The sequence below is a fragment of the Geodermatophilus sp. SYSU D00815 genome, from assembly GCF_054050035.1.
This window is the reverse complement of sequence record NZ_JBJGYO010000048.1, coordinates 1-13,613: the sequence shown is the minus strand read 5'-3', so window position 1 is coordinate 13,613 and position 13,613 is coordinate 1. Positions and strand designations below refer to the sequence as shown.

The window sequence follows — 13,613 nt, the reverse complement described above, 5'->3', positions numbered from 1 at the left end:
GGCCGAGCTCCTGGAACGGCCCCGGTGCAGGGGCCCGCGGCGCGCGTCAGCGCGGCGCGGGGGGCCGAGCTCCTGGAACGGCCCCGGTGCAGGGGCCCGCGGCGCGCGTCAGCGCGGCGCGGGGGGCCGAGCTCCTGGAACGGCCCCGGTGCAGGGGCCCGCGGCGCGCGTCAGCGCGGCGCGGGGGGCACCGGGGTCCTTCTCCTATCCTGGGGACATGGCACGCAGCAAGCCCACGGACACCTCCTCACCCGGCGGCAAGGCCGGCCGCGGCCCCGGGGCCGGCGGGCGGGGGCGCGGCGCTGCGTCCACCGGGTCGTCGCCCGCGTCCGGCAAGGCCGCGAAGGCGGGCAAGGGCAAGGGCGAGAAGCAGCCCGGCCGGCTGAAGCGGTTCGGCCGCCAGCTCGGCATGATCAAGCAGGCGTACACGCTCACCAGGAAGAACGACCCGAAGCTCCCCTGGATCCTGCTGATCACCTTCGTCGCGGTCTTCGCCGTCGTCGAGGTCATCGCGATCCTGCTGAACTCCCCGTTCCTGTTCCTGCCGATCGCGATCCTGCTGGCGGCGCTCGTGGCGCTGATCGTCTTCGGCCGGCGGGCGCAGGGCACCGCCTACAAGCAGGTCGAGGGGCAGCCCGGCGCCGCGTCGTGGGTGCTCGAGGGCATGCGCGGCGACTGGCAGGTCACCTCGGGTGTCGCCGGCACCCCCCAGCTGGACGCCGTCCACCGGGTCACCGGCCGGCCCGGGGTCATCCTGGTCGGCGAGGGCGCGCCCAACCGCGTGCGCAACCTGCTGGCCCAGGAGAAGAAGAAGCTGGCCCGCGTGGTCGGCGACACCCCGATCTACGACGTCGTCGTCGGCGACGACGAGGGCCAGGTGCCGCTGCGCAAGCTGTCGGCGCACGTGATGAAGCTGCCCAAGAACCTCAACGGCGGCGAGGTCAACGCCCTGCGCCGGCGGATGAGCGCCCTCGGCGGGCCCAAGATGCCGGTTCCCGGCGGGCCGCTGCCGGGTGGCCGGCAGATGACGATCAGCCAGCGCCAGGTCCGCCGCCGCTGAGCACACCGCTCCCGGCGCCGGGAGCCGTCCGTCAGGCGACGTCGCGGCGGCGCACCAGCACCACGGCCAGCACGGCGGAGCCGACGAGGTAGTCCGCGAGCCGGCCGAACGCGGCCGGGCCGCCGAGGACGTCGATCACACCGGGCGGGTTCTGCCGGGCAGGTGGTCGGTGACGACGGCGAGCGCGCCGAGCACACCGCTCGCGCAGCAGGTCTCCACAACCAGCGCCCAGACCAGGCCGAGGCCGACACCGAGCGCGGGGCTGCGGGTCAGCACGCCCACCAGCACCCCGGCCGCCGCCCACATGCCGAGCACCAGCAGGCGCCGGTGCCGAGCGCCGCCAGCCGGTCGCCGGCGCCGGGCAGGTCGACCGGCTGCCCCTCGACGACCGCGATCACCGACGGGACGCCGCGGTCGACCGCCGTCGAGACCAGCACCAGGCCGGGGACGAGCAGCGACAGCGCGACCAGCGTGCCGCGGAACGCCGTCCCCCACCCGGGCCCCGGGTGAGCACCGTCTTCCCGGTGCCCCAGCCGTAGCCGCTGCCGACGACCAGCGCTCCCATGATCATCACCAGCGCGCCGTCGAACAGCGGCATGCCGTGGACCAGGGTCACCGGGGCGGTCGGCGGCAGCAGCCCGTCGACCAGCTGCCCGGCGGGGATGCCGCCGGGCACCGCCGTGTCGTCACCGGTGCGGTAGGCGATGTAGTCGAACAGGCACCCGAAGGTCAGGTTGAGGGTGAGCCATGCCCCCATCGGCGCCCACAGCGAAGGCCACCGGTACAGCCGCAGCAGCTCCGCGCGGGTGCTCCCGGTCAGCGCGGTCATCGCGCACCTCCCCGTCATCGCGAAGAAGATCTCCTCCAGCGACCGCTCGACGGTGCGGATCTCCCGCACGTCGACGTCCTCGCCCACCAGCTCGCGGGTGAAGGGCGGCACCACGGAGGAGGCGGCGTCCAGCCGCACCGCGCGGCCGTCGTCGACCACGGCGACGGTGTCGTCACCGGCGAACCGCATCGCGATCGCCGGCGCCCGGTCCAGCGGGTCGGCGCGCAGCTCGACCCCTGCCCCGGCGTGCCGGCCGACGTCGGCGCCGCGGCCTACCGGATCGTGCAGGAGTCGCTGACCAACGTGCTCGAGCACGCCGGCGCTGAGGTGCGCCTCGGGCGCGCCGGCGGCGCGCTGGTCGTCGAGGTGCGCGACACCGGCCGCGGCTAAGCCGGCCCGGCGCCCGGGAGCGGGTTCGTCGTCCGTGCGCGGCTGCCGCCGCAGGTTCCGTCACGGGCGGAACCCTCGTGATCCGCGTCGCCGTCGTCGACGACCAGGCGCTCGTGCGGATGGGCCTGCGCGTGCTGCTGGAGGGCGAGCCCGACGTCGAGCTGGTCGGCGAGGCCGCCGACGGCGCGGCCGGCGTCGACCTGGCGCGCGCGGCCCGGCCGGACGTCGTCCTATGGAGGTGCGGATGCCGGGGACCGACGGGCTGACCGCGCTGCGCCGGATCGCGGGGGACCGCGGCCTCGCCGCCGTCCGGGTCGTCGTCCTGACGACGTTCGAGCTCCACGAGCACGTGTTCGAGGCGCTGGCGGCGACCACCCGGATCGCCCGCAGCAGATCGAGAGCGGGAGATCGTCGCCTGGGTGGCGACCGGGCGGTCCAACGACGAGATCGCCGCCGAGCTGGTGGTGAGCCCGCCGACGGTGCGCACGCACGTGAGCCGGGCGATGCTCGAGCTCCCCGGCGCGCGACCGGGCGCAAGTGGTGGTGTTCGCGATCGGGTCCGGCCTGCAGGTCGACCGCTTATCAGACCCGGACGACGGCGGTCTGGGTGAGGCGGTCGTGCAGCCCGCGCCCGTCGGCGTCGACCACCAGCGCGGGCACCAGCAGGATCAGCAGCGCCGTCCGGACGACGGCGCGCCAGGGCGCGAGCCGCTCCCCCTCGCGCGGGTGCGCCATCCGCAACCCGAGCAGCCGCATGCCCGGCGTCTGCCCGAACAGCACCAGCGTGACCACGGTGACCGCGGCGAAGCTGACCAGGCTCCACAGCCCCGGCAGTTCGGGCGCGGTGAACAGGCCGGCGAGGAACGCCGAGGCGATGGCGTCGACCAGGTACTGGACGACGCGGGTGCTGAAGGGCGCCAGGGACCCGGGGCCCTCCGCCGGCAGCCCCAGCGCTGCGCCGCGGACGCGTTCCTGAGAGGGTGGCTCTGCGTCCCTGACCATGCCCGCCAGCGTAGGACCCGCGCGCAGCCGCGCTCCGCAGGACGAGGAGACTCCTCCTCGGCGACACGCCGGAGCCCTTGTTACGGCTCCGAAACATCCGAGACACCCGTGGGCAACTCCCCGCTCGTAGCGTCGCCACCGGCTGTCCGCCCACCACCGGAGGATCGATGTTCAACAGTCCCGACGAGGTCGCCGCCTACATCCGCGACAACGACGTCGAGTACGTCGACGTGCGCTTCTGCGACCTGCCCGGCGTCATGCAGCACTTCACCATCCCGGCGTCGACGTTCGGCGAGGACACGTTCTCCGAGGGCCTCGGCTTCGACGGCTCGTCGATCCGCGGCTTCCAGGCGATCAACGAGTCGGACATGCTGCTGCTGCCCGACGCCAACAGCGCCTTCGTGGACCCGTTCCGGACCCACAAGACGCTCAACGTCAACTTCTTCATCCACGACCCGATCACCCGCGAGGCCTACAGCCGCGACCCGCGGAACGTGGCGAAGAAGGCCGAGGCCTACCTCGCGTCGTCCGGCATCGCCGACACCGCCTACTTCGGCCCCGAGGCGGAGTTCTACATCTTCGACTCGATCCGCCACAGCACCGGGATCAACGAGGGCTACTACCACATCGACTCGGTCGAGGGGTCGTGGAACAGCGGTGCCCTGACCGGCGAGAACGGTGGCCCGAACCTCGGCTACAAGACCCGCCCCAAGGGCGGCTACTTCCCCGTCGAGCCGTTCGACCACTACAGCGACCTGCGCGCCACGATGATGTCCAACCTGACCGCGGCCGGGCTGGAGCTCGAGCGGGGCCACCACGAGGTGGGCACCGGCGGCCAGGCCGAGATCAACTACAAGTTCGACACGCTGCTGCGCGCGGCCGACAGCCTGATGCTGTTCAAGTACATCATCAAGAACACCGCCTGGGCGCACGGCAAGACCGTCACCTTCATGCCCAAGCCGCTGTTCGGCGACAACGGCTCCGGCATGCACTGCCACCAGTCGCTCTGGAAGGACGGCGAGCCGCTCTTCCACGCCGAGACCGGCTACGCGGGCCTGTCCGACACCGCCCGCCACTACATCGGCGGCCTGCTGGCCCACGCGCCGTCGCTGCTGGCCTTCACCAACCCGACGGTGAACAGCTACCACCGGCTGGTGCCCGGCTACGAGGCCCCGATCAACCTGGTCTACTCGGCCCGCAACCGCTCGGCCTGCTGCCGCATCCCGATCTCGGGCGACAACCCCAAGGCCAAGCGCATCGAGTTCCGCGTGCCCGACCCGTCGGCCAACCCGTACCTCGCCTTCTCGGCGATGATGATGGCCGGCCTCGACGGCATCAAGAACAAGATCGAGCCGCCGGCTCCGGTGGACAAGGACCTCTACGAGCTGCCGCCGGAGGAGGCCCTCGGCATCGAGAAGGTCCCGGCCTCGCTCGACGCGGTCCTGGACAACCTGGAGACCGACCACGAGTACCTGATCGACGGCGGGGTGTTCACCCCCGACCTCATCGAGACGTGGATCGAGTACAAGCGGGAGAACGAGATCGACCCGATCCGTCTGCGCCCGCACCCGCACGAGTTCGCGATGTACTACGACATCTGATCCACCGGGGCGGTACCGCCCCTGACCTGCACGTTCGCGCAGCCCCCGCCAGGGTCCCCCCGGCGGGGGCTGCGTCGTCCCCGCACCGTCGGGCGATCGTCGTCGGCCCGGGGTCGCGGGGACCGCGAACCCCGTCACCAGAGCCTGAGCGACCGGTCGAACCGCACGTACAGGAAGACCCGTCCTCCGGCGACCCGGACGCCGCTGCACACACGGCGCCGGTCGAGCAGGCTCCGCGCGGCGCACGCCTCCTGCGGCAGGCCGACGCTCGCCGCCAGGTCCCCGGCTGACCGCGTCTCCGGCCCGCTCAGCTGCACCTCGCGCCAGCGGCCACCGGATCCGCAGTGCACCTCCTCGCGCCCCGCCGTCACGCCGACGGGGAGAGGAGGGATGTCCTACCGCGGCGGGACCGCCCTCGTCGAACGCCGGCCACGACGCCGGCGCCACGACGACGAGCGCGGCGAGCACCGCGAGCACGGCGATCGGTCGGACCAGGGATCTCCGGCCGTCCGGCCATTCCGCACGCCTCGATCACCGAGCGTGATCTGCACTGCGCAAGAGCCCCCGAACGGGCTATCCGGAACCGCATCGTCCGTGCCGACGGATCCAGAGAGCCCCTCTCGGGCCATCTCACCGCGCGGACAGGAAGAGACGAGTGACTGCACGGAGCAACGGGGGTCGGCGTTCCCGCTTCGCCGGGACGCGCCGAGGCAAGGCCATCGCGGTGGCCGCCGCAGCCGCGGTGGGCTTCGGTGGCGCGGCCGTCGTCGACACGGCGTTCGCCGCGCCCGCGATCGAGGTCGCCGACGGCAGCTTCGGCCCCGGTGACGGCCTGACCCGGCTCGTCGTGACCGTGCCGGACGGCGACGCCACCGCGCACGTGAGCGCGCTGGAGGCGGTGGACGGCGTCGCGCACGCCCAGCCGCTGTTCGACGGCTCGGTGCTCGTGGCCGGCGACGGCATCACCCCCGCCGCTGTGCGCGACGCGCTGCCCGGTGCCGAGGTCAGCGTCTCCGAGCCCGGCCAGGTGTTCGCCGCCCCGGTCAGCGACCCCTTCTGGTCCTCCTACGGCTGGAACCTGGCCAACACCGGCACCAACTCCTACAACCAGACCGGTGTCGCCGGCGCCGACGTCGCCGCCCCCGCCGGCTGGCGCGCCGGCACGGGCGCCGGGACGGTCGTGGCGGTCATCGACACCGGCCAGATCACCAGCCACCCCGACCTGCAGGGCGCGCTCTGGACGAACCCGGCCGAGGCCTGCGGCGGTGGCGACACCGACGGCGACGGCTACGCCGGCGACTGCCACGGCTGGAACTTCTACAAGAACAACGCCGACATCACCAACGCCGGCGAGGACAACGGCCACGGCACCGGCGTGGCCGGCATCCTGGGCGCCCGCGCCGGCAACGGCCAGGGCTCGGCCGGCGTCGCGCCCGGGGTCACGATCATGCCGCTGGTCATCGGTGGCGGGAGATCCGTCGACCTGGCCCTCGGTGCGCAGGCCATCCGGTACGCCGCCGACCACGGCGCCGACGTCGTCAACGCGTCCTGGGGCGGCACCGGCGCGTCGACCATCCTGAAGGCGGCGATCGACTACGCCAACAGCAAGGGCACCGTGGTCGTCGCCGCCGCCGGCAACGACGCGGGCAACCGGGACACCACCCTGTACTACCCGGCCAGCCTCGACGCGCCGAACCTGCTCACCGTGGGCAACAGCACCGCCGCCGACGGCGTGAGCAGCTCGTCGGCCTACGGGGCCACCACGGTGGACCTGTTCGCGCCGGGCCACCTGGTCCTCGCCCCGAAGAACGACGGCGGGTACTGGCTGATGAGCGGCACCTCCATGGCCGCCCCGCACGTCGCCGGGGCCGCCGCGCTCCACGCCGCTCACGACCCGACGGCGTCCGCCGCGGAGATCACGGCCGCGATCATGGCCGACGTGGTGCCGGTGCCGGCGTTCGCCGGCAAGTCGGTCTCGGGCGGACGGCTGTCGCTGGCCGCGCTCGGCGGCGCGGCCGCGGACGTCGCGTACACGTTCACCGGGATGGTCCAGCAGCCCGGCTCGGTCGCCCCGACCGTGGTGGTGAGCGGAGCCGGGGACGCCGGGACCTACTCGGTGCAGCTCGGCCTGGGCATGGAGCACGAGGGCCAGGTCCACGCGCTCACCCGGCACGCCGTGTCCCTCGGCGGCATCACGGCCCCCACCGACGACGAGGGCGTGGCCACCTACTCCCTGGGCAGCCGCCCTGGTCTGGGCACGGTGACGCTCGACCCGACGACGACGCTGGCCGTGGGCCGCTACGTGCTCACCGCGCAGCTCTACCTCGACGGCGCCGCGCTGGGCCCGGCGCACGCCGCCCCGCTCATCGTGTCGGAGGACGTGCCGACCACCCCGGGCAGCCCCACCCCGTCGAACCCGTCCACGCGGGGCACGTCGACCCCGGGCACGTCGACCCCGGGCACCCCGACGCCGGGCACCTATGCGCCCGGCACGTCGAGCCCGGGCACCTCGACCCCGTCGACGCCGGGCACGTCGGCCCCGGGCACGTCCGCCCCGGGCACGTCCGCCCCGGGCACGTCGACCCCGCCGACCCCGAGCACCTCGACCCCGGGCACGTCGACCCCTGGTAGCTCAAGTCCGGGCACCTCGACCCCGACCACGTCGGCGCCGGCGAACCCCGGCTCGTCCCCGCCGGGCAGCTCCACGCCGAGCACCCCGACCCCGTCGAACCCGTCGTCCGGCGGCAGCAACCCCGGCGGCTCGGCACCCGACCTGGGCGGCAGCAGGACCTACCCCGCGGAGGGCGCGTTCCGGCTGACCTCCATCAGCCCGGCCCGGGTGAGCGCCGCCGGTGGCAGCACGGTCACCATCACCGGCGAGGCCATCCCCGCGGGAGCCCGTGTCCGGATCGGCAGCAGCGCCGCCGCCACCGTCACGAGCTCGTCGACGACGCGCCTGACCTTCACCGCTCCCGCCCGGGTGGCCGGCGGCTACGACGTGTTCGTGTTCAGCGCGGACGGCACCGCGTCCTCGGTGCTCACCGCCGGCCTCACCTACGTCGATGCCGCCACCGGCGGGGCGTCGAACCCGGGCACCTCGACCCCCGGCGCCTCGACGCCGTCGAACCCGGCGACCTCGACGCCGTCCGACCCGGGGAGCGCCACCCCTGGGACGGCGACGCCGACGCCGGCCGGTGGCGGCCGGGCGACGGTGCCCGGCCCGAACGGCGAGCGGCTGATGACCTCGGCGCGGTTCGCCGCGCTCGGCAGCTCGATCTGGAGGCTCGACTGCTCCAGCTCCTGCCGCGGCATGGTCGTCTGACCCGCCCCCTGGCCGCCCCCGTCGCACCCGCGGCGGGGGCGGCAGGGGCGGCGACCACCGGCGTCCGTGGTGGCGCGATCCCCACGATTCCTGGCCCGCCGGCCACTGGCGCCGTCGGGTCCCGACCGGCGAAGGTCGGGCGTGCTCGCGTACCCCTCGCTGTTCGAGACCGCGTGGCGGGCGCTGGCCGGCGGCCCGCCCCCGCCCCGCGCGGTCGAGGTCTCCGGGGCGACCGGGCTCGACGGACCGCTCGCGGTCGGCGACCTGGCCGTCGGCGCGGTGCTCGCGCAGCTGGTCGCCGCGCGCGACCTCGCCGGGCGGCCCGATCCCGTCGCCCTCGACGCCCGGCACGTCGGCTTCGCGTTCCGCAGCGAGCGCTACGTCCGCCGGGGCGGACGACCCGCCGGCGCCGGCTTCGCCCCGCTGTCCCGCTTCTGGCGCACCAGGGACGGCTGGCTGCGGCTGCACGCGAACTACCCGCACCACCGCCGCGCCGCGCTGGCGGTCCTCGGGGAGGACGACCCCGGCGCGACCGCGGCGACCATGGACGCCGAGCCCCTCGAGACCGCGATCGTCGAGGCCGGTGGCGTCGCGGCCGCCGTCCGCACGCCCCGCTCCTGGGCGGACTCCCCGCAGGGCCGGGCCCTCGCCGCGCTGCCCCTGCTCTCCCTCGACCGCATCGCCGACGGCCCGGCTCGGGACACGGCCCTGCAGGGGGTCCGCGTCCTGGACCTGACCCGGGTGATCGCCGGACCGGTGGCCACGCGCACGCTGGCCTCGCACGGCGCCGACGTCCTCCGCATCGACAGCCCGCGGCTGCCCGAGGATCCCGGCGCGCTCCTCGACACCGGCCCGGGCAAGCGGCACGCGGTGCTCGACTTCGCCTCCGTCAGCGGCCGGGCCACCCTCGAGGAGCTCCTGGGAACCGCCGACGTCGTCGTCCAGGGCTACCGCCCCGGCGCGCTCGACGCGTACGGCCTCTCCCCCACCGCCCTCGCCGAGCGCCACCCCCACCTGGTCGTCGTGCGGCTGAGCGCATGGGGGCCGACGGGTCCCTGGCGGCAGCGGCGCGGGTTCGACTCCCTCGTGCAGGCGGCCACCGGGATCGCCGTCACGTACGCGACCAGGGAGGGACCGGGGGCGCTGCCGGCCCAGGCCCTGGACCACGCCACCGGGCACCTCGCCGCCGCGGCGGCGCTGCGCGGGCTCGCCCGCCGCCGGGACGAGGGCGGGGTGTGGCACGCCGAGCTGTCGCTGGCGCAGACGGCGCACTGGCTGCTGGCCACCCGCGGTGGGCACGAAAGCAGGGACGACGGCGAAGGCGACCCGACGCCGTACCTCGTCGAGCTGCCGTCCCCGGGCGGCCCCGTGACGGCGGTCGCGCCCCCCGGCTCCCCGGTCTGGGCGCGCGGCCCCGTGCCGGCCGGCCACGACGAACCACGGTGGGAGACCCGCTGAGCGGCAGCGGTGGGCGGCCGGGTCACCCCGACCGGCGCAGCCGCGGCGGACAGCCGTCGACGTGGGGCGGCGAACCGGCGGGCACGGGCCTGCCCGGCGGGTCGTCGGCCTCGAGCAGCGGCGCCACGCGCGGGTGCCAGGCGGTGCCGCCGGCGGCGACGGCGCGGACGTGCTCGGGGATCTCGGCCGGGTCGTCGTCCTTGAGCAGGTAGCCCGCCACGCCGATCCTCCGGGCCTCGCGGGCGCTGGCGGGGGTGAGCCCGCCGGTCAGGATGAGGACCCGCACCTCCGGATGGGACGCGAGCACGCCCTGGGCCGCGGTCAACCCGTCCATGCGCGGCATCTGCAGGTCCATCAGCACGACGTCGGGCCGCAGCCGCTCCACCGCCTCGGCGACCTCGCTGCCGTCGGCGCACTGCCCGACGACGTCGATGCCGCCGGCCGCGGTGAGCAGGTCGGAGAGCGTGTCACGCACGAGCGGGTGGTCGTCGACGACCAGTACCCGGATCATCGGGGCTCCCAAAGGACTCAGACCCCCGTGATGGCCGGTGCCAGGTCGGGGAATACCCCAGAGCTTGGTTCTTCACTCTCTGCCACCGCCAGCCCACGGCATGGGGCCGGGTCTCCCCCTCAGCAGGGGGGACACCCCGGGTAGCCCCCGGTGTCGCCGGCACCCCTGGTGGCGCGCGCGGCGGCGGAGCCGTCGACGGACGCCCGCGTCCGGAAGCGCCCGGGGCGCCGACCACCCCCGGGCGCGCGGAAGAGCCCCGCCCGGGACGCTCCCGGGCGGGGCTCTGGGCTGGTAAGAGGCGGGTCAGCCGCCGAGCTTCTCCAGCAGGACCGCCACGCGCCACCGTGCGGCGACCACCGCGGGCGGCCGTGGCGACGTCTGCTGCCGGAGCGCCTCCGAGGCCGACTGGAGCACGGCCACGGTCGGTGCCGCGTTCGTCTCGAGCATGCGCACGATGCTGTTCACGTCATCCATCTGGAGCCCCCCGGCCGCACGATGCACTTGTTGCTGCGAAGGATGGCCCTGACGCACGGTCACCACCGCCCCCAATGTGGGGGGCCTCCTCCCCCAGCCGGGTCGGCGGGCGGCTGGGCCGACCACCGCTAGCGCGCGTCGTCGGCCAGGTCCGCGGTCACGGCGTCGAGCAGCCGGCGGTGGGCCTCGGCCACGGCCGACAGCTGGCGGCGCAACCGGCGCACCTCGACCTCGAGGGCCGCCACCCGCCCGGCGGCGGCCGTGTCCGGGCGGATCGGCTCGGCGTCGGCCGGGGGCGCCTGCGGCTCGGGCACGGGCGCCGGCGGCCGCGCCGGGGTGGGCGGGGTGGAGGGGCGCCTCGGCCGAGCACGCTCCGCCGCCGGCGACGGACCTCCCGCCGTGCCCAGGTACCGCCGGACGGCGCTCGCGGGGATCCGCCAGACCGTCCGCTGCCCCTGCCGCACCTGTTCCCCCACCAGGGTGCCGGCGCGCAGCTGCGCACGGACGGCGGCCGGGGTGACCCGGCGCAGCTCGGCGACCTGCTCGACGGTGAGGAAGTCGCCGTCGAGGCCAGGGACGCCACGGTCCCGGGTCGGCCGTTCCGTCATGTTGCGCAAACCCCCGTGCCGCACTGGTTGCGCAACAGCATGCCGCGAGTTCCGCGGTCGGGGCAAAGCAGCGCGTCAGCAGGCGCGTCGGATGGTTACCGTCGATCGAGGGCCCGCAGGAGCCCGGCCCTCCGTTTGCGCAACTCGGGGGGTGGTTCCCGCGTGACTTTGCGCAAACGCGGTTGTCGCTCCGCTTGCGCAAATCATCCCGCGAGCCCCACGTCGGGGTTCTCCCCGCTCGGGGGGTCCACCCCGCGAGTGGGGCGAATGGGACCGGCCGGCGAAACTCCCGGGACGGACCCCGCGAGTCGTGCGCCCGTCCCTCCCGGGCCGTGCCAGGATCCAGGTGTCGAAATCACCAGCGTGTAACTCGAGGAGGTCCCGTGGCGACCAGCTCCGCGGCGCCCGCCCGCGCCCGCCGCACCTCGCGCGAACCCGGCTTCTACACCCGGGCCCAGGTCGAGGAGGACCTCGGGCTGACGGCGACCGAGCTGGACACCTTCGAGCGCGCCGGCGTGCTCGGCGCCGAGCAGCGGCGCCGGCGGGGCGACACCCGCCCGGTCCTCTACTCGACCAGCGACCTGGCCGTCGCGCGCTTCGCCATGGCGGCGCACCGGCTCGGGGTCCGCGGCGAGCAGCTGCGCCGGCTCAGCGACGCGCTGCGGCTCAAGCGCAAGCGGCTGCTGCCGGGCTGGAACGGGCTGGTCGTCGTGGACGCCGACGGCGACGTCGAGCTGCTGGACGACGCCGGTGGCCTGGCCGACTACCTGCGCCGCTACCCGGTGCCGGTGGCCTCGCTGCTGGTGACCGCCCTGAGCGTGCCGGAGATCGTCACGGACGTGGCCGCCTGACCGTGCCCGACACCCGCGGGAGGCGCGCCGTGCGCTGACAGACCCCAGAAACACGACGTGGCACCAGCCTGCCAGCTGATGCCACGTGCACGCCCGACGGCCTGCGAGAGCCTCCGGAATGGACGCCACAAGGCTAGCAGCGGTCCGCCGGGTTGTCGTGCTGTTCCCACGGCACCGGTGTCAGGTTTCGCGACACCGGTGTCCGAGTCCTGCCCCCGGAGAGCCGCCGAACGATGACTCCTCCCCCTCCCCCGCCCCAGGGGGCCAGTGCGCCGACCGCTGCCCGGCCGGCGCTCGTCTTCGAGGTCACCAAGACCATCGCCGCGTACACCACCGACGGGATCGCACCCGGTGGCGGGCTGAAGGTGACGGTCGTGCCCGAGGCCGCCCTGCAGCTGCAGCGCGCCCTGGGCGTCAAGCTGTTCTCGGCGCTGTTCACGCTGATCTGCATGGCCGGCGACGACGGCTACCGCCTGGTCGTGGACACCAACGCCACCAAGCTCGCCGACCAGCTCGGCTGCAGCCGGCAGAAGGCCGGCGAGATGGTCACCCAGCTCGAGCAGGCCGGCTTCCTCGACCGCGAGCAGGCCCGGGGCATCGGCGGCCGCGCCGACCGGTTCGGCCGTGGCCGGTACGTGCTCTGCCCCGAGCTGTACCGAGCGGTCGAGCGCCGGCAGTCGCTCACGCACAGTGACCGGGCGCTGGGTGCGCCGTCCACCGGCGTCACGGGACCTGACACCGGTTCCCGGGCAACCGGTGTCGCAGAACCTGACACCACGTCGACCGGTGTCGGCGGATCCGACACCAGGCACGAAGCCGCAGGCCGCACCGGTGGCAGGTCCCGCGACACCGGTGCGCGCAGTCACCGTCATGGAGATGGGATGGATGAAGACCATCCATCCCCCTCCACCACCGACGCGCGGCTGACGCCGCCGTCGGTCGCGCCCGGTCGGCCGGTCCCCGACGTCGTCGCCGGCCTGCCGACCGGCGACGTCGTCGCGCTGCTCGGGCAGTGGGGCGTGTTCGACGCCGAGACGGTGGTCCGCACCGCCGATCCCGGCGTGCTCGACGCCGCCCTGCGGGAGATCTCCACGCGCTTCGCCGAGATCAAGAACCCCGGGGCCTACCTGCGCCGGCTGCTGGCCCGCGGCGGCCCCGCGCCGCAGCCCGACCGGCCGATCGCGGTCGCTCCCGCGCCCCGCGCGCCGGTGCCCGCCTCCCCTGCCGCGCAGCGGGCCGACGTGCCGGCCCCCGCCGGGCCGAGCCTGCCCGAGCTCACGGGCGGGCAGCTCGTCGCGGTGTACGCGCAGCTGCCCGAGGAGGCCCGGGCCGCGGTCGACCGGGCGCTCGGCCGGATGGCCCAGGTGGCCGGGGCCGGGTGGTGCAAGGTGCCGGAGCTGACCCGCACGCGGCGGTTGTACCTGGTGGGCGTGCTCGAGCGGCTCGGCCTGCTGGAGCACACCCCCTGACCGGCGGCACCTCGCCTCGACCTCCGGCAGAGGTCGAG

16 protein-coding genes are annotated in these 13,613 nt (G+C 75.1%); 9 read left to right on the top strand and 7 right to left on the bottom strand.

The window, feature by feature from the left end:
* Nucleotides 1-217 precede the first annotated feature (217 nt).
* Nucleotides 218-1,060, top strand: a complete 843-nt coding sequence (locus tag ACI78S_RS24590) for a DUF4191 domain-containing protein (RefSeq protein ID WP_456977613.1) — start codon at nucleotides 218-220, stop codon at nucleotides 1,058-1,060.
* Between the two features lie 135 nt (nucleotides 1,061-1,195).
* Here ACI78S_RS24590 and ACI78S_RS24585 read toward each other — a convergent pair whose 3' ends face one another.
* On the bottom strand, nucleotides 1,196-1,366 hold the full coding sequence (locus ACI78S_RS24585; RefSeq protein ID WP_456977612.1) for a hypothetical protein: 171 nt from the start codon (nucleotides 1,364-1,366) through the stop codon (nucleotides 1,196-1,198).
* A gap of 88 nt (nucleotides 1,367-1,454) precedes the next feature.
* Entirely contained in the window at nucleotides 1,455-2,078 is a 624-nt protein-coding gene (locus ACI78S_RS24580; protein WP_456977611.1) for a hypothetical protein, read from the bottom strand.
* Between the two features lie 57 nt (nucleotides 2,079-2,135).
* Between ACI78S_RS24580 and ACI78S_RS24575 the strand changes: the two genes are divergently transcribed.
* From ACI78S_RS24575 to ACI78S_RS24565, 3 genes are all read left to right on the top strand, one after another.
* Complete coding sequence (locus ACI78S_RS24575) at nucleotides 2,136-2,279, top strand: hypothetical protein (RefSeq protein ID WP_456977610.1); 144 nt, start codon at nucleotides 2,136-2,138, stop codon at nucleotides 2,277-2,279.
* A 77-nt stretch (nucleotides 2,280-2,356) separates the two neighbouring features.
* The gene (locus tag ACI78S_RS24570; protein ID WP_456977609.1) at nucleotides 2,357-2,545 is read left to right on the top strand and encodes a response regulator transcription factor; all 189 of its coding nucleotides are present in this window, start codon (nucleotides 2,357-2,359) and stop codon (nucleotides 2,543-2,545) included.
* Between the two features lie 153 nt (nucleotides 2,546-2,698).
* Complete coding sequence (locus ACI78S_RS24565) at nucleotides 2,699-2,890, top strand: LuxR C-terminal-related transcriptional regulator (protein WP_456977608.1); 192 nt, start codon at nucleotides 2,699-2,701, stop codon at nucleotides 2,888-2,890.
* On the opposite strand, the gene ACI78S_RS24560 is transcribed toward ACI78S_RS24565, so the two are convergent.
* Nucleotides 2,862-3,281: an RDD family protein gene (locus tag ACI78S_RS24560; RefSeq protein WP_456977607.1), complete on the bottom strand. Its 420-nt coding sequence runs from the start codon at nucleotides 3,279-3,281 to the stop codon at nucleotides 2,862-2,864. The two genes, ACI78S_RS24565 and ACI78S_RS24560, sit on opposite strands and share 29 nt — an antisense overlap.
* 167 nt (nucleotides 3,282-3,448) lie before the next feature.
* Between ACI78S_RS24560 and glnA the strand changes: the two genes are divergently transcribed.
* Nucleotides 3,449-4,882: a type I glutamate--ammonia ligase gene (gene glnA / locus ACI78S_RS24555; RefSeq protein WP_456977606.1), complete on the top strand. Its 1,434-nt coding sequence runs from the start codon at nucleotides 3,449-3,451 to the stop codon at nucleotides 4,880-4,882.
* A gap of 134 nt (nucleotides 4,883-5,016) precedes the next feature.
* On the opposite strand, the gene ACI78S_RS24550 is transcribed toward glnA, so the two are convergent.
* Nucleotides 5,017-5,253 carry a hypothetical protein gene (locus tag ACI78S_RS24550; RefSeq protein WP_456977605.1) on the bottom strand — a complete coding sequence of 79 codons (237 nt, stop codon included), beginning with the start codon at nucleotides 5,251-5,253 and terminating at the stop codon, nucleotides 5,017-5,019.
* Between the two features lie 353 nt (nucleotides 5,254-5,606).
* Between ACI78S_RS24550 and ACI78S_RS24545 the strand changes: the two genes are divergently transcribed.
* Together ACI78S_RS24545 and ACI78S_RS24540 are read left to right on the top strand one after the other, a co-directional pair.
* The gene (locus tag ACI78S_RS24545) at nucleotides 5,607-8,204 is read left to right on the top strand and encodes a S8 family serine peptidase (protein ID WP_456977604.1); all 2,598 of its coding nucleotides are present in this window, start codon (nucleotides 5,607-5,609) and stop codon (nucleotides 8,202-8,204) included.
* A 141-nt stretch (nucleotides 8,205-8,345) separates the two neighbouring features.
* Nucleotides 8,346-9,662 (top strand): CoA transferase, encoded by a 1,317-nt coding sequence (locus ACI78S_RS24540; protein ID WP_456977603.1) that lies wholly within the window; start codon nucleotides 8,346-8,348, stop codon nucleotides 9,660-9,662.
* 22 nt (nucleotides 9,663-9,684) lie between these two features.
* Here the strand turns inward: ACI78S_RS24540 and ACI78S_RS24535 are convergent, their stop codons facing one another.
* The 3 genes from ACI78S_RS24535 to ACI78S_RS24525 form a co-directional block, all read right to left on the bottom strand.
* On the bottom strand, nucleotides 9,685-10,173 hold the full coding sequence (locus ACI78S_RS24535; protein WP_456977602.1) for a response regulator: 489 nt from the start codon (nucleotides 10,171-10,173) through the stop codon (nucleotides 9,685-9,687).
* A gap of 303 nt (nucleotides 10,174-10,476) precedes the next feature.
* Nucleotides 10,477-10,713: a hypothetical protein gene (locus tag ACI78S_RS24530; RefSeq protein ID WP_456977601.1), complete on the bottom strand. Its 237-nt coding sequence runs from the start codon at nucleotides 10,711-10,713 to the stop codon at nucleotides 10,477-10,479.
* A 62-nt stretch (nucleotides 10,714-10,775) separates the two neighbouring features.
* Nucleotides 10,776-11,255 carry a helix-turn-helix domain-containing protein gene (locus ACI78S_RS24525; protein ID WP_456977600.1) on the bottom strand — a complete coding sequence of 160 codons (480 nt, stop codon included), beginning with the start codon at nucleotides 11,253-11,255 and terminating at the stop codon, nucleotides 10,776-10,778.
* Nucleotides 11,256-11,638: 383 nt separating this feature from the next.
* On the opposite strand from ACI78S_RS24525, the gene ACI78S_RS24520 reads away from it, so the two are divergent.
* Together ACI78S_RS24520 and ACI78S_RS24515 are read left to right on the top strand one after the other, a co-directional pair.
* Nucleotides 11,639-12,106, top strand: coding sequence for a hypothetical protein (locus tag ACI78S_RS24520; protein WP_456977599.1), 468 nt, complete (start codon nucleotides 11,639-11,641; stop codon nucleotides 12,104-12,106).
* Nucleotides 12,107-12,339: 233 nt separating this feature from the next.
* Complete coding sequence (locus ACI78S_RS24515; RefSeq protein ID WP_456977598.1) at nucleotides 12,340-13,575, top strand: hypothetical protein; 1,236 nt, start codon at nucleotides 12,340-12,342, stop codon at nucleotides 13,573-13,575.
* The last annotated feature ends 38 nt before the right edge of the window (nucleotides 13,576-13,613 follow it).

Coding starts and splice junctions, on each gene's coding strand:
- ACI78S_RS24590 (WP_456977613.1), top strand. CDS start 218: ATGGCACGCAGCAAGCCCACGGACACCTCCTCACCCGGCGGCAAGGCC.
- ACI78S_RS24585 (WP_456977612.1), bottom strand. CDS start 1,366: ATGTGGGCGGCGGCCGGGGTGCTGGTGGGCGTGCTGACCCGCAGCCCC.
- ACI78S_RS24580 (WP_456977611.1), bottom strand. CDS start 2,078: ATGCGGTTCGCCGGTGACGACACCGTCGCCGTGGTCGACGACGGCCGC.
- ACI78S_RS24560 (WP_456977607.1), bottom strand. CDS start 3,281: ATGGTCAGGGACGCAGAGCCACCCTCTCAGGAACGCGTCCGCGGCGCA.
- glnA (WP_456977606.1), top strand. CDS start 3,449: ATGTTCAACAGTCCCGACGAGGTCGCCGCCTACATCCGCGACAACGAC.
- ACI78S_RS24535 (WP_456977602.1), bottom strand. CDS start 10,173: ATGATCCGGGTACTGGTCGTCGACGACCACCCGCTCGTGCGTGACACG.
- ACI78S_RS24525 (WP_456977600.1), bottom strand. CDS start 11,255: ATGACGGAACGGCCGACCCGGGACCGTGGCGTCCCTGGCCTCGACGGC.
- ACI78S_RS24515 (WP_456977598.1), top strand. CDS start 12,340: ATGACTCCTCCCCCTCCCCCGCCCCAGGGGGCCAGTGCGCCGACCGCT.